Here is a 13,323-nt window from a genome sequence, read left to right as displayed (position 1 = left end):
CGCCCTGAGATTACTTCAGGCTGATGGTCGTGTTGAGCCCGTGCGCCGTGTCGTCGTCGAACCAGCGCTCCGTCACCGTCTTGGTCTGCGTGTAGAACATGATGACCTGCTTGCCATAGGGGCCGAGGTCGCCGAGCTTCGAGCCGCGCGAACCGGTGAAGGAGAACATCGGCACCGGAACCGGGATCGGCACGTTGATGCCGACCTGCCCGACGTCGATGTCTTCCTGGAAGCGGCGCGCCGCGGCGCCCGACTGCGTGAAGATCGCGGTGCCGTTGCCGTTCGGGTTGGCGTTGATGAGCTCAATGGCTTCGTCGATGCTCTCGGCATTGGCCAGGCACAGCACCGGGCCGAAGATCTCCTGATCGTAGATGGTCATGCCGGGCTTGACGTCGGCGAAGACCGTTGGGCCGACGAAGTTGCCCTTTTCGTAGCCGGGCACCGTGGGGTTGCGGCCGTCCAGCGCCAGCGTGGCACCGTCGGCCACGCCGCGTTCGATCAAGCCGTTGACGCGCTCGTAGGCCGCGCACGACACCAGCGGACCGACGTCCACGCCCTTCTCGGTGCCGGCGCCGATCTTCAGCGTCTTGGCCTTCTCGACCAGTTCGGGCACCCACTTCTGCGCCTCGCCCACCAGCACCGCGACCGACACCGCCATGCAGCGCTGCCCGGCCGCACCGAAGCTCGCGCCGGCCAGCGCATTGAGCGTCTGCTCCTTGTTGGCATCGGGCATCACGATGGCGTGGTTCTTGGCGCCCATCATGCATTGCACGCGCTTGCCGGCGAGCGTGGCGCGGTTGTAGACGTGGGTGCCGACCTTGGTCGAGCCGACGAAGGAGATCGCCTTGATGTCCTTGTGATCGCAGATCGCGTTGACCACCGCCTCGCCGCCATGCACGACGTTGAGCACGCCGGCCGGGATGCCGGCTTCGAGCGCGAGCTCGGCCAGGCGCATCGTGACCATCGGGTCCTGCTCGGAGGGCTTCAGCACGAAGGTGTTGCCGGTGACGATGGCCATCGGGAACATCCACAGCGGGATCATGGCCGGGAAGTTGAAGGGCGTGATGCCCGCGCACACGCCCAGCGGCTGCAGCAGCGTGTAGGTGTCGACGCCGTTGGCGACGTTGTTGGCCAGCTCGCCGAGCTGCAGGTTGCCGATGTTCGATGCGTGCTCGACCACTTCGAGGCCTCGGAACACGTCGCCTTCGGCATCGGGCAGGGTCTTGCCCTGCTCGGCCGTGAGGGTCGCGGCCAGCTCGGCCATGTTCTCGCGGATGAGTTGCTGGTACTTCAAGAAGATGCGCGCGCGCGCGCCGATCGGCGTCTTGCGCCAGGTCTTGAAGGCTTCCTTGGCCGAGGCCACGGCGGCATCGACTTCGGCTTGCGTGGCGAAGGGCACGCGGGCCAGCACTTGCTGCGTGGCCGGGTTGACGATGTCGCGCCACTCGGTGGTTTTCGACTCGACGAACTTGCCGCCGATCAGCAGCTTGACGGTCGCGACCTGGGTCGCGGGTGTGGTGGTGGCGTCCATGAACTTTGTCTCCTGATGGGGTGCAGCAACCGATGCTAGCTTTGCACTTTTGCCATGGCAATAGACAAATACGCACCCACGATCTGCATAATTGCAAAGCATGGACTGGGACAACCTGCGCTTCTTTCTGGAGCTCGCGCGCACCGGCACGTTGGTGAGCGCTGCACGCCGGCTCGCGGTCGACCACACGACGGTGGCGCGCCGCATCCAGGCGCTCGAGAAGGAAGTCGGCAGCGCCCTCTTCTCGCGCGAGGCCGGCGGCCATCGCCTCACCGAAGCGGGCCGCCGGCTGCAACCGCAGGTGGAGGCGATGGAGAGCGCCTTTCTCGCGGTCGAGAGCGCGGCGCCCGCTTCGCGCGAGGGCCTGTCGGGCCTGGTGCGCATCGGCGCCACCGAGGGCTTCGGCACCATCGTGCTGGCGCCGAGGCTCGCGCTCTTCGCGCAGCAGCACCCCAAGCTCGTGATCGACCTGCTGGCGATGCCGCGGCTGGTGCACCTGTCGCGCCGCGAGGCCGACATCGTGATCTCGCTCGAACGCCCGGCGCGCGGGCCGGTGGTGGTGACCAAGCTGACGGACTACGTGCTGCGTCTCTACGCGTCGGAGCACTACCTGGCATCGCACAAGCCGATCGCTGCGCGCGAGGACCTGCGCGGCCACAGCTTCATCAGCTACGTGGACGACCTGCTCTTCAGCAAGGAGCTGCAGTACCTCGACGAGCTGTACCGGCCCGATTCGTTCGCGCTGCGCAGCACCAGCATCCTCGCGCAGCACCAGGCCGCCGCGGCGGGTGCCGGCATCGCGGTGCTGCCGGCCTTCATCGCCGAGCGCGACGCCTCGCTGCGCCGCGTGCTGCCGGGCGAGGCGAACTTCACGCGCACTTTCTGGATGTCGGTTGCGGCCGAGACGCGGCACCTGGCGCGCATGCAGGCCACCTGGAACTTCCTGCGTGAGACGGTGGAGGCGCAGCGCGAGGTGCTGCTGCCGGCGGATGCCGCCGCCGGCTAGTTGCGATGCTGCGAGCCCTGGCGCCTGCGGTACCAGTCCGCCGCTTCTCCGCGCGAGGCCAACTCCAGCCGCTCGAGGATGCGCGCCAGGTGTCGCTTGACGGTATGGGGACTGAGATTCAAAAGGCGACGGCGAAGGCCGGCATCCCGGAGTTGCTGAAACGGTTGGCGCCGCTGGGCCTTGCTGCCCGGGCGCGCCGGGTCTGGCACAGGCTCTCGCACAGAGCCAGGCTCCTGTGCGCCGCGCTCCTCATGACTGCGTCGAGCTTTGGCTTGTCGATGGTGGTCGCTTTTCTTGGCGCGCTTTAGGACTTACGGCCAGATCGGCGGGTGGCTGCCGGGTGGCATCGAGGGACGCGCCCAGCCGGCCGGCGTTCGCGCCAGCCGCGCGCTGTGGCGCATGGCGCGGAGTTCGCCGAAACCCGATGACGCGCTCTCGAGCCAGGGCTCCCTGTCGGGCTTGACCAGCGCCAGGCCGCCACGCACCCGCCCGAGCCCGCGCAGCCAATGCCCGGTCTGCGCCAGCGAGACCTGCACATGCCAGCTGCCGCCCTCCTGCTGCTGGCGCCACAGCGCAGCGGCTGCGCCCATCGCGATCAGGTAGCCGGTCGCCTCGTCGATGATCTGCATCGGCAAGGGCCTGGGCTTGCCGTCGCCGGCCGCCTCGCCCTCGGCGTGGTTGAAGCCCATGGCGGTCTGCACCAGGGAATCGAAGCCGCGGCGCTGCGACCAGGGCCCCTCGGTCCCATAGGCCGAGAGCGAAACGTAGACGATGCCCGGACGCCGGACTGCCGCGTCCTGGGCCCCGAACCCGAGCGCCGCCAGGCCGCCGGGCCGGTAGCCCTGCACGAACACGTGGGCATCGGCCAGCAGGCGCGCGAGCGCGTCGCGTCCCGCCTCGCTGCGCAGATCCGCGTGGGCCGAGAGCTTGCCGCGGCTGGTGTCGGCGATGGCTTCGATGTTGGGCAGTTGCGGCGAATTGACCAGCATCACGTCGGCACCGTAGGCCGCGAGCGCGCGGCAGCCGACCGGCCCCGCGAGCACACGCGTGAGATCGAGCACACGCAACCCGGCCAGGGGCCGTTCGTGGACGTGCAGCGGCGGCAAACCCAGCGGCGGCGCGTCGCCGATGCGCTCGATGGTGAAGAGCGGCTGTACCGCCACGGCCCGGCCCTGCGGCGTCGCGTCCCATTCGTCGAAGCGGCGCAAGGCAGTGGCCACGAGGCCGGCTTCGGCCGCCGCCTGTTCGAAGTCGTTGGCCCTCCACGCCGCCATGGCCGCCTCGGCGTCGGCGCGCTGCGCGGTCGCCGGCGCCAGCCCCATCAAGCGCAGCGCGCCGTCGCGATGGTGGGCAAAGTTGGCATGCACGCGCACCCAGCCGTCTGCGCAACGGTAGAGGCCGGAGAATGGATCCCATTGCGGCGGCACGTGGCCATCGATGCTGAACCAGGCCGTGCAATCGAGCGCGGCATGCAGCATGTCGACCACGACCTGCTGGCGCGGCACGCCGCGCAGGTGGCCCAGCTCGCAGGCCGCGAGCGCGGCAGCCGCGATGGTGCTCTGCGCCGCCGCGCCGACGGCGAATGACGAGGGCAGCACCGGATCGGCGCCGCTCAGTTGCACGAAGTCCAGCGCATCGGCGGGCAGGCCGGCCTGCTGCCAGAGCCCCTGCAACGCGCCGATGACCTTCATCTTCAGTGAAGCAGCTTCACACCCGTCTTGGCCTGTAGCGCCTCGAAAGTCACGCCGTCGGCGAGCTCGATCACCTTGAGACCCTCGGGCGTGACGTCCATCACGGCCAGGTCGGTGATGACGCGGTCGACCACGCCCACGCCGGTGAGCGGCAAGGTGCACTGCTCGAGGATCTTGAGGTCCTCGGTGCCGTCCTTCTTCTTCGCGACGTGTTCCATCAGCACGATCACGCGCTTGACGCCGGCCACCAGGTCCATGGCGCCACCCATGCCCTTGACCATCTTGCCGGGGATCATCCAGTTGGCGAGGTCGCCCTTGGCGCTGACCTGCATGGCACCGAGGATCGAAAGGTTGATCTTGCCGCCGCGGATCATCGCGAAGCTTTCGTGGCTGCCGAAGATGGCCGAGCCGGGAATGGTGGTTACGGTCTGCTTGCCGGCGTTGATCAGGTCGGCGTCGACCTGGTCCTCGGTGGGAAAGGGGCCAATGCCGAGCATGCCGTTCTCGCTCTGCAGCCAGACTTCCTTGTCGCCGACGAAGTTGGCCACCAGCGTGGGGATGCCGATGCCGAGGTTGACGTAGAAACCGTCTTCGAGTTCTTGCGCGGCGCGTGCCGCCATCTGGTCTTGGGTCCAGGGCATGTCAGGCTCCTTTGTTCTTGATGGTGGCGGGACTGCCCGTGTTCACGGCAGCCTGCGCGATGGCGGCCTGCGCCTCGACCTTGGCGGCAGCGACATCGACCGCGGCGCTCACGGTGCGCTTCTCGATGCGCTTTTCGGGCTTGTTGTTGAGCACGATGCGGTGCACGTAGATGCCCGGCAGGTGGATGTCGTCCGGCGCGAGCTCGCCGATCTCGACGATCTTCTCGACCTCGACGATGCAGATCTTGCCGGCCATGGCAGCGGCCGGATTGAAGTTGCGCGCCGTGAGGCGGAAGCGCAGGTTGCCCGACTTGTCGGCCACGTCGGCCTTGACCAGCGCCACATCGGGCACCAGCGAGCGTTCCATCACATAGGTCTCGCCATCGAACTCGCGCAGCTCCTTGCCCTCCGCGACCATCGTGCCCACGCCGGTCTTGGTGAAGAAGGCCGGGATGCCGGCGCCGCCGGCGCGCAGCTTCTCGGCCAGCGTGCCCTGCGGCGTGAACTCGAGCTCGAGCTCGCCGGCCAGGTACTGGCGCTCGAACTCCTTGTTCTCGCCCACGTAGCTTGCGATCATCTTCTTGATCTGGCGCGTGCCGAGCAGCTTGCCCAGGCCGAAGCCGTCGACGCCGGCGTTGTTGGAGATGCAGGTCAGGTTCTTGACGCCCGAGTCGTGCAGCGCATCGATCAGCGCCTCGGGAATGCCGCAGAGGCCGAAGCCGCCGACCGCGAGTGTCTGGCCGTCGGCGACGACGCCCTTGAGCGCTGCGTCGGCGGAGGGATAGATCTTGTTGGCCATGGTTCCTCGTTCGGAAATGGTTGATGAAGCGCCTGAGACGATACTACGTACAGGCATACGTAGTATTTCGTAATGGAGACACCCGACACTCTTTTGCACGCGATCGACTACCGGCTCGCCTTCGAGCAGGCACCGGTTGGCATGGTGCTGTCGCGCCACCGCATCATCGTCGACTGCAATGCGCGCCTGTGCGAGATGTTCGGCACCACGCCTCATGACCTCGTCGGTGAATCGTTTCGCGTGCTCTACCCGAGCGTCGCCGAATTCGAGCGCATCGGCAAGCGCATGGAGCCGATTCTCAACGCGAGCGGCCGCTATGCCGACAACCGCATGATGAGAAGGGTCGGCAGCCTGCATGGCGCCTTCGCGGGCGAGACCTTCTGGTGCCACGTGAGCGGCCAGGCGCTCAACCGCGCCGCACCGCACGAAGCCGGCATCTGGACCTTCGAGGACCTCGGCTCGCGCAGGGCGGCCAAGGCCGAACTCACGCCGCGCGAGCGCGAGGTGGCGGCCCAGGTGATGCAGGGCCTGACCTCGAAGGAAATCGGCAAGGTGCTCGGCATCAGCCACCGCACGGTCGAGATCCACCGCGCGCGGCTGATGCGCAAGTACGCGGCGGCGACCACGGCCGAGCTGGTGCAGAAGCTCATCGCCGGCTAAGCCGGCTACGGCACGATCCGACACCATGTCTTCGTCCCCCGGCCCCACCAAGCCGCCGCACCATCGCGCGCGCGGCTTCCAGAACAACTACATCGAGTTCCAGCCCAAGAGCCTCGCCGAGCTGCTGCGATGGCGCCGCGAGGCCGCGCGCGCCGGCCTGCCCCGCTCGCCGCTCGCGCCCATCCCCCAGGCGGCGCCCGATCTGCCGTGGCTGCACGCCAACGCAAAGGCTGGCGCACGGATGGCGCCCGCCGTCACGTGGATCGGCCACTCGACCGTGCTGGCCCAGCTCGGCGGCCTCACGCTGCTGACCGACCCGATGTTCTCCGAGCGCGCCTCGCCCGTGCAGTTCGCGGGGCCGCGGCGCCATGTGCCGCCCGGCATCGCGCTGCCCGAGCTGCCGCATGTGGACCTGGTGCTGGTCTCGCACAACCACTACGACCATCTCGATGCCGCGTCGGTGACGGCGCTGAACCGGCAGCCCGGCGGCCCGCCGCTCTTCGTCGTGCCGCTGGGCCTCCAGCCATGGTTCAGGGCGCAGGGCATCCGGCATGCCGTGGAGCTGGATTGGTGGGACAGCCATCGCATCGCGACGCCGCAGGGCGAGGCCGAGGTCGTGCTGGTGCCGGCACAGCACTGGTCCTCGCGCGGACCGCGCGATGCGCTCGCCACCTTGTGGGGCGGCTTTGCGGTGTTCGCGCCGGACTGCCATCTGCTCTTTGCCGGCGACACCGGCTACTCGCGCGACTTCAGCGACATCCGCCGGCATTTCGAGAACAGGCAGACAGCCGCACAAGGCGGCGGCTTCGACATCGCACTGCTGCCCATCGGCGCCTACGCGCCGCGCTGGTTCATGAGCGCGCAGCATGTGAACGTCGAGGAGGCGCTGCAGATCCACGACGACCTCGGCGCCAAGCGCTCGCTCGGCGTGCACTGGGGCACCTTCGAACTGACGGACGAGTCGCTGGACGAGCCGCCGCGGAAGCTGGCCGAATTGCGCGTGGCGCGCGGCATGCCGGAAGACGAATTCTTCGTGATGGCGATCGGCGAGACGCGCAAACTCGCTCCCCGGGTTGCCGCAACGAAGAGAACTTGAACCATGACGAACATGCCGCGCGCCGCCAGCTGCATCCTGGCAGCCATGGCCTTGCTGGCCGGCTGCAGCAACGCGCCGCCTCGCGAGGCCCGCGCCGCGCCGCCATCCACCGACTGCACGGCGCGCGTCGGCACCGACCGCAATGCCGAACTTCCCGGCTACCTCCTGCCGACCGCGGCCGGCGGCACGGTCTGCGTTCCCTTGCTGTTGACCGCAAACCGCCAGCCGAAGGACTACGCAGGCCGCGACTTCCACGTCGATGAATTCACCGACGCCAAGCTCAAGGCGCGCTGGAACGCTTGCAAGGCCGATGCCGCCTGCTTTCGCCGCATCGATGCGCAGATGCAGCGCTGGCTGCCGCCCAACAAGGAGCGCGCGACGCGCTCGACCGGCGTGGTCGATCCCTCGGGCCGGATCGATCCCGACGGCCAGGTCGACCTGCGGCAGATCCGGCGCCCGGCCTTCTTCGCCAAAGCGCCCTACAACGAATCGATCGCCGAGGCCGAGCCGCGCAGCTACACGGTCGAATTCAGCGCACCGCGCGACAGCTTCGAGCGCATCGACCTGAAGATGCACGACACCATCAAGCTGCGCGGCTGGTACATCGAGGGCAGCGGCGTGGACGACGGCAAGGGCGGCAAGCTGCGTGCGCTGGTCATCATGGCCAGCGGTGGTGGTGGCCAGCTCACGGCGATCCAGCATCCTGACGAGAAGTCCTACCGCATCGATCTGGCCACCGGCAAGACGGTGGACATCGCCTTCCCCAACGCCACCACCGAGACCATGGGCCAGCGCTGGTGGCGCGAGAACCTGCATGCGCTGAACATGGCCGGCTTCGACGTGCTGGGCTACGACCGCCGCGGCGAAGGCCTCTCGGGCGGCTTCAGCGACACCCACACGCTCGAACAGGGCGAGGACGTGTTCCGCGTGCTCGAGCAACTCGAGAGCGGGCGCGGCATGCGCATGCTGACGCCTTCGGGCCAACTGCTCGAAGGCAGCGCGGCCGGCGGCCGGCTGCTCGCGGGCATGAAGGCCGACCGGATTCCGATCATCCTCGCCGGCTATTCGCGCGGCTCGATGTCGACCGCCTGGGCCATGACGAAGAACTTCGTCGAATCGTGCAGCTACGACATGCCGAGCGTGACTTGCACGCCGCCCAAGGGCCTGAAGAACATCAAGGGCGCGATCCTGCTCGCGTCCTTTGCGAGCGGCGCGGGCTACGTGCCGGCATCGCCCGACCTGGCCGACCGCAACCTCTTCGCGGCCGGCATGGCGGCCGACCATCACATCGTCTTCTATCCGAGCTCGGCCACGCTCGCGGGCATGGACAAATGGCCAGCAGCCTTCTTCGGCAAGGGACTGTGGGACCGCGCCGAGAGCGTGGAAGGAACGATCGCGGCCTACGACCGCATCCGCGGCGCGAAGGAGATCGTGGTGGCCCGCGGGCCGCATTCGATGGAGACCTGGGCGCCGGCCGACCTGCGCTACCTGCGGGAGCGCATGGTGGCCTTCGCAAAGGTGGCGGTGACGGGCGGCACGCGCGTGCCGGGTGCGAAGCCGTGGTCCGATCTCAGGTCGCTCGTCGCGACCACGCCCGATTCGTGGGAGCCTTCCTCGCGCCCCCGCTAACCGGCTTTGCGAAAGGTCAGGTTGATGCGGCAGGCGCCCATGAAGGGATGCGCCTCTTCCTTCAGCGGCAGCACGCCGTGGTAGTGCAGCCGCGCCGGCCCGCCCCACACGACCACGTCGCCATGCGCGAGCGGCACGCGGCGCGCCTTGTCCGTGCGCTTCGCGCCGCCGAACAGAAAGACCGCCGGCATGCCGAGCGACACCGAGACGATGGGCCAGCGCATGTCGCGCTCGTTGCGGTCCTGGTGCAACGAAAGGCGCGTGCCTGCTTCATAGCGGTTGAGCAGGCAGGCATCCGGCACAAAGCCCTCGAAGCCGGCGGCCGCCGCGGCCTCGGTCGCGAGCTGCGAGAAGGCCTCCGGCATACATGGCCAGGGCCGGCCGGTGTCCGGATCGATGGTGTCGTAGCGGTAGCCCGTGCGATCCGTGACCCAGCCCAGCGCGCCGCAGTTGCTCATCGCGACCGACATGCGAAAGCCGCCCGGCGTGACCATGTGGCGCAGCGGCGCCTGCGCCGTCACTTCGTTCACGCCGGCCAGCAGCGCGGCTTCATGCGGCGTCGCAAAAGCACGCAGCCACACCGCGCCCGGGCCCAGCGATTCGACAGACGATTCAAACAGATCCTCTGTCACGCGCGGCTCCTTCGGGGAACACCGCGGAACCGGCTTTGCCGGGCCGCTGGTGTTGCCCCCCGGTGAGGGGGTTGGCGTAGCGACACGAAGTGCGCGAAGCCTGGGGGTGAGCTTCATGTCGCGTCGTGGAAGATGATGCCGGCCGTGTGGCGCTGGCCCGAACGCACGCGGCTCACACCATGCCGCAGATTGACGCGGTAGACGCCGCGCGTGCCCTGCACCGGACGGTGGTGCACCGCGATGACGGCCGCGTCGCCCTGGCGCAGCGGCAGCACCATCGGCCGCGACTGCATGCGCGGCCGCTGCTCGGTCATCACGAACTCGCCGCCGGTGAAATCGCGGCCGGGCTCCGACAGCAGGATCACGAGCTGCAGCGGGAACACGTGCTCGCCGTACAGGTCCTGGTGCAGGCAGTTGTAGTCGTCGGCGCCGTACTGCAGCAACAACGGCGTGGGCCGCGTCTGGCCCGCCGCATGGCAGCGCGCGATGAAGTCGGCATGCCGTGGCGGATAGCGCACCTCGATGCCCATGACCTGGTTCCACCGGTTGGCGATGGGCGCGAGCTGCGCGTAGACCGCTTCGCGCAAGCCCGCCAGGCGCTCCGGCAAGGGATAGTCGAAGTACTTGTACTCGCCGCGCCCGAAGCCGAGCCTTTCCATCACCACGCGGCTGCGAAACAGCGGATCGAGCGGGTACAACGCCGACAGCGCCTCGCACTCCTCGCGTGTCAACAACCGCTCGATCAAGGCGCTGCCCTCGGCATCGAGGTCCAGCGCCACTTGGTCCCAATCGATCATGCGGCGCTCGCCTCCCGCTCGAGCAAGGCACTCTTGCGCTCCACACCCCAGCGATAGCCCGACAGGCTGCCGTCGCTGCGCACCACGCGGTGACACGGGATCGCCACGGCAATCGCATTGGCGCCGCAGGCCTGGGCCACGGCACGCACCGACTTCGGGCTGCCGATGCGCCGGGCGATCTCGGCATAGCTCGCGGTCGTGCCGGCCGGGATCTCGCGCAGCGCCTGCCACACGCGCTGCTGGAAGGCGGTGCCGCGCACGTCCAAGGGCAGGTCCAGGCCCAGGCCCGGTGCCTCGACGAAGCCCACCACCTTGGCCACCAATTCCTCGAAGGCCGCATCGCCGCCGATCAACCGTGCCTGCGGGAACTGGTCCTGCAGCGCGCGCACCAGCGCATCCGGATCGTCGCCCAGCGCGATCGCGCAGACGCCGCGCTCGCTCTGTGCGACCAGGATCGCGCCGAGTGCGCATTCGCCGATCGCGAAGCGGATATCGGTGTTGGCGCCGCCGGCGCGCCACGCGGTCGGCGTCATGCCGAGCATCTTGTTCGAGCTCTCGTAGAAACGGCCGTTGGAGTTGTAGCCGGCGTCGTAGATCGCATCCGTCACCGTGTCGCTGCGCGCGAGCTCCTGGCGCACGCGCTTCGCGCGGTGCGCGGCCGCGTAAGCCTTGGGCGTGAGGCCCGTGACCTCCTTGAAGATGCGATGCAGGTGGTAGCTGCTGAGTCCGGCACGCTCGGCGAGCTGGCCCAGCGTGGGCGCCTCTTCGGCGCCCTCGATGAAGCGGCACAGCTCGGCCACCTGCGCCGCATGCTGTTCGGCCAGCGCGGGCTGGTCGGGCTTGCAGCGCTTGCAGGGCCTGAAGCCCGCACGCTCCGCGTCGGCGGCCGTGGCGTGGAAGTCCACGTTCTCGGGCCGGGCCGAGCGCGCGCCGCAGGAGGGCCGGCAGTACACGCCCGTGGTCCTGACCGAATAGAAGAACTTGCCGTCGGCCGCCGGATCGCGCGCGGCCACCGCCGCCCAGCGCGGATCGCTCACGGTCGCGAGGGCGCGGATTTCGTTGGGGTTGCTCATGTTCATGTGGATCCTCTAGCAGTGTCGTTGATCGATGCATCCACTCTAGGGATCAGGGGTTGCATGCGCACTCCGGCTCTTGCTTTCGAATTCGGACATTTCCGGCCTTGGCCTACGGGCCAGCGCGTCGGGCCTCGTTACCATTTCGGCCAATGATCGATCGCCGCTCACTCCTCACCGCCAGCGGCGCCTCCATGGCGCTCGCCGCTCTCGGATTCCCTCCAGATGCCCTCGCAGCCGGCGGAATCAAGCTCGCACAACCCCGGCCCTTCTCTTTCGAACGTCTTGTTACCTTCGCGAAATCGCAGGCCGCCAAACCCTATGTGGCCGACAACACGCTGCCGGCCGACGTGCTCCAGCGCATCGACTACGACGCGCACGGCAAGATCAAGTACAACCCCGACAACGCGCTGTTCCGCGACGGCCCCGGCCCCTTCCCGGTCACCTTCTTCCACCTCGGGCGCTACTTCCAGACGCCGGTCCACATGTATGTGACCGAGGCCGCGAGCGGCGACGGTTTTGCGCGCGAGATCCTCTACGACAGCGCATATTTCTCGATGCCGGACGACAGCCCCGCGCGCAAGCTGCCCGACGGTGCCGGTTTCGCGGGCTTCCGCCTGCAGGAAAGCCGCAACGGCGATCAGAAGAAGCTGCCCTGGCAGACCAACGACTGGGTCGCCTTCCTCGGCGCCTCCTACTTCCGCGCCATCGGCGAGCTCTACCAGTACGGCTTGTCGGCGCGCGGCATCGCGCTCGATGCGGCCATGCCCGACCGGCCCGAGGAGTTCCCGAACTTCACGCGCTTCTACTTCGAGCCGCCGGCTGCGCCGGATGCGAACACGATGACGGTCTATGCGCTGCTCGAGGGACCGAGCATCACCGGCGCCTACAAGTTCGTCATGCAGCGCGGCAAGGCGGTGCTGATGGACATCGAGTCGCGCCTCTTCCTGCGCCGCGACATCGGCCGCCTCGGGCTGGTGCCGCTGACCTCGATGTACTGGTACTCGGAAAGCAGGCCCACCGGCATCGACTGGCGGCCCGAGGTGCACGACTCCGACGGCCTCGCGATCTGGAACGGCGCCGGCGAGCGCATCTGGCGACCGCTGAACAATCCCACGCAGACCCGCGCCTCGTCCTTCAGCGACACGCGCCCGCGCGGCTTCGGCCTCCTGCAGCGCGACCGCGCCTTCGACCACTACCAGGACGGCGTGTTCTACGAGAAGCGCCCCAGCCTCTGGGTCGAACCGCTGGGCGACTGGGGCGAAGGCTCGGTGCAACTGGTCGAGATACCGACCGACGACGAGATCCACGACAACATCCTCGCCTGCTGGGTGCCTAAGGCGCCGGCCGCCGCGGGCTCCAGCTACAACCTCAAGTACCGGCTGCACTGGACCGACCAGGAGCCCTTTCCCTCCCCGCTCGCGCGCTGCGTGGCGACGCGCCTCGGGCGCGGCGGGCAGCCGGGCACGCAGCGGCCGCAGGGCGTGCGCAAGTTCATGGTCGAGTTCATCGGCAAGCCGCTGGAGACGATCCCCTTCGGCGTCAAGCCCGAACTCGTGCTCACGGCTTCGCGCGGCAAGTTCTCCTACATCTTCTCGGAAGCGGTGCCCAACGGCGTGCCGGGCCACTGGCGCGCGCAGTTCGACTTCACCGTGGATGGCAGCGAGCCGGCCGACATGCGCTTGTACCTGAAGAACGGCGACCAGACGCTGACCGAGACCTGGCTGTACCAGTACCAGCCGGGCTGATCCCCACGACCGACTTGGAC

At 68.5% G+C, this 13,323-nt stretch carries 13 protein-coding genes; 5 read left to right on the top strand and 8 right to left on the bottom strand.

The features are described from left to right. Positions 1 to 10: 10 nt before the first annotated feature. Positions 11 to 1,531 carry a CoA-acylating methylmalonate-semialdehyde dehydrogenase gene (locus ACSQ9A_RS11180; RefSeq protein ID WP_436303694.1) on the bottom strand — a complete coding sequence of 507 codons (1,521 nt, stop codon included), beginning with the start codon at positions 1,529 to 1,531 and terminating at the stop codon, positions 11 to 13. Between the two features lie 100 nt (positions 1,532 to 1,631). Between ACSQ9A_RS11180 and ACSQ9A_RS11175 the strand changes: the two genes are divergently transcribed. Next, positions 1,632 to 2,537, top strand: coding sequence for a LysR family transcriptional regulator (locus ACSQ9A_RS11175; RefSeq protein ID WP_093109333.1), 906 nt, complete (start codon positions 1,632 to 1,634; stop codon positions 2,535 to 2,537). Here ACSQ9A_RS11175 and ACSQ9A_RS11170 read toward each other — a convergent pair. The 4 genes from ACSQ9A_RS11170 to ACSQ9A_RS11155 form a co-directional block, all read right to left on the bottom strand. Then, on the bottom strand, positions 2,534 to 2,746 hold the full coding sequence (locus ACSQ9A_RS11170; protein ID WP_436306287.1) for a LuxR C-terminal-related transcriptional regulator: 213 nt from the start codon (positions 2,744 to 2,746) through the stop codon (positions 2,534 to 2,536). The genes ACSQ9A_RS11175 and ACSQ9A_RS11170 overlap by 4 nt on opposite strands. Positions 2,747 to 2,848: 102 nt before the next feature. Further along, positions 2,849 to 4,228 (bottom strand): CoA transferase, encoded by a 1,380-nt coding sequence (locus tag ACSQ9A_RS11165; RefSeq protein WP_436303693.1) that lies wholly within the window; start codon positions 4,226 to 4,228, stop codon positions 2,849 to 2,851. 2 nt (positions 4,229 to 4,230) lie between these two features. Continuing rightward, on the bottom strand, positions 4,231 to 4,869 hold the full coding sequence (locus tag ACSQ9A_RS11160) for a 3-oxoacid CoA-transferase subunit B (RefSeq protein ID WP_093109336.1): 639 nt from the start codon (positions 4,867 to 4,869) through the stop codon (positions 4,231 to 4,233). Between the two features lies 1 nt (position 4,870). Further along, positions 4,871 to 5,668 (bottom strand): CoA transferase subunit A, encoded by a 798-nt coding sequence (locus ACSQ9A_RS11155; protein ID WP_436303692.1) that lies wholly within the window; start codon positions 5,666 to 5,668, stop codon positions 4,871 to 4,873. 93 nt (positions 5,669 to 5,761) lie between these two features. On the opposite strand from ACSQ9A_RS11155, the gene ACSQ9A_RS11150 reads away from it, so the two are divergent. From ACSQ9A_RS11150 to ACSQ9A_RS11140, 3 genes are read left to right on the top strand one after another with little or no spacing between them, the layout of a single operon-like run. After that, positions 5,762 to 6,328 (top strand): LuxR C-terminal-related transcriptional regulator, encoded by a 567-nt coding sequence (locus ACSQ9A_RS11150; RefSeq protein ID WP_093109338.1) that lies wholly within the window; start codon positions 5,762 to 5,764, stop codon positions 6,326 to 6,328. Positions 6,329 to 6,353: 25 nt separating this feature from the next. Beyond that, positions 6,354 to 7,424, top strand: a complete 1,071-nt coding sequence (locus tag ACSQ9A_RS11145; RefSeq protein WP_436303691.1) for an MBL fold metallo-hydrolase — start codon at positions 6,354 to 6,356, stop codon at positions 7,422 to 7,424. 3 nt (positions 7,425 to 7,427) lie between these two features. Then, positions 7,428 to 9,053, top strand: coding sequence for a hypothetical protein (locus ACSQ9A_RS11140; protein WP_436303690.1), 1,626 nt, complete (start codon positions 7,428 to 7,430; stop codon positions 9,051 to 9,053). Here ACSQ9A_RS11140 and alkB read toward each other — a convergent pair. The 3 genes from alkB to ada form a co-directional block, all read right to left on the bottom strand. Further along, positions 9,050 to 9,685 (bottom strand): DNA oxidative demethylase AlkB, encoded by a 636-nt coding sequence (gene alkB / locus ACSQ9A_RS11135; protein WP_436303689.1) that lies wholly within the window; start codon positions 9,683 to 9,685, stop codon positions 9,050 to 9,052. The genes ACSQ9A_RS11140 and alkB overlap by 4 nt on opposite strands. Positions 9,686 to 9,798: 113 nt before the next feature. Beyond that, positions 9,799 to 10,482 (bottom strand): 2OG-Fe(II) oxygenase, encoded by a 684-nt coding sequence (locus tag ACSQ9A_RS11130; protein ID WP_436303688.1) that lies wholly within the window; start codon positions 10,480 to 10,482, stop codon positions 9,799 to 9,801. Beyond that, positions 10,479 to 11,561, bottom strand: a complete 1,083-nt coding sequence (gene ada, locus ACSQ9A_RS11125; protein WP_436303687.1) for a bifunctional DNA-binding transcriptional regulator/O6-methylguanine-DNA methyltransferase Ada — start codon at positions 11,559 to 11,561, stop codon at positions 10,479 to 10,481. Before ada ends, ACSQ9A_RS11130 begins: the two co-directional genes overlap by 4 nt. Positions 11,562 to 11,707: 146 nt before the next feature. On the opposite strand from ada, the gene ACSQ9A_RS11120 reads away from it, so the two are divergent. Next, the gene (locus tag ACSQ9A_RS11120) at positions 11,708 to 13,303 is read left to right on the top strand and encodes a glucan biosynthesis protein (protein ID WP_436303686.1); all 1,596 of its coding nucleotides are present in this window, start codon (positions 11,708 to 11,710) and stop codon (positions 13,301 to 13,303) included. Positions 13,304 to 13,323 lie beyond the last annotated feature (20 nt).

It is taken from the genome of Variovorax sp. LjRoot290 (assembly GCF_964253985.1).
Lineage (GTDB): Bacteria > Pseudomonadota > Gammaproteobacteria > Burkholderiales > Burkholderiaceae_C > Variovorax.
This window is presented reverse-complemented; position numbering and strand designations above follow the sequence as displayed.

Excerpts from the sequence above, each read along its gene's own strand:
- ACSQ9A_RS11120 (WP_436303686.1), top strand. The coding sequence starts at position 11,708 with ATGATCGATCGCCGCTCACTCCTCACCGCCAGCGGCGCCTCCATGGCG.
- ACSQ9A_RS11130 (WP_436303688.1), bottom strand. The coding sequence starts at position 10,482 with ATGATCGATTGGGACCAAGTGGCGCTGGACCTCGATGCCGAGGGCAGC.
- ACSQ9A_RS11160 (WP_093109336.1), bottom strand. The coding sequence starts at position 4,869 with ATGCCCTGGACCCAAGACCAGATGGCGGCACGCGCCGCGCAAGAACTC.
- ACSQ9A_RS11175 (WP_093109333.1), top strand. The coding sequence starts at position 1,632 with ATGGACTGGGACAACCTGCGCTTCTTTCTGGAGCTCGCGCGCACCGGC.
- ACSQ9A_RS11180 (WP_436303694.1), bottom strand. The coding sequence starts at position 1,531 with ATGGACGCCACCACCACACCCGCGACCCAGGTCGCGACCGTCAAGCTG.
- ACSQ9A_RS11155 (WP_436303692.1), bottom strand. The coding sequence starts at position 5,668 with ATGGCCAACAAGATCTATCCCTCCGCCGACGCAGCGCTCAAGGGCGTC.
- ACSQ9A_RS11140 (WP_436303690.1), top strand. The coding sequence starts at position 7,428 with ATGACGAACATGCCGCGCGCCGCCAGCTGCATCCTGGCAGCCATGGCC.
- ACSQ9A_RS11145 (WP_436303691.1), top strand. The coding sequence starts at position 6,354 with ATGTCTTCGTCCCCCGGCCCCACCAAGCCGCCGCACCATCGCGCGCGC.
- ada (WP_436303687.1), bottom strand. The coding sequence starts at position 11,561 with ATGAACATGAGCAACCCCAACGAAATCCGCGCCCTCGCGACCGTGAGC.
- ACSQ9A_RS11165 (WP_436303693.1), bottom strand. The coding sequence starts at position 4,228 with ATGAAGGTCATCGGCGCGTTGCAGGGGCTCTGGCAGCAGGCCGGCCTG.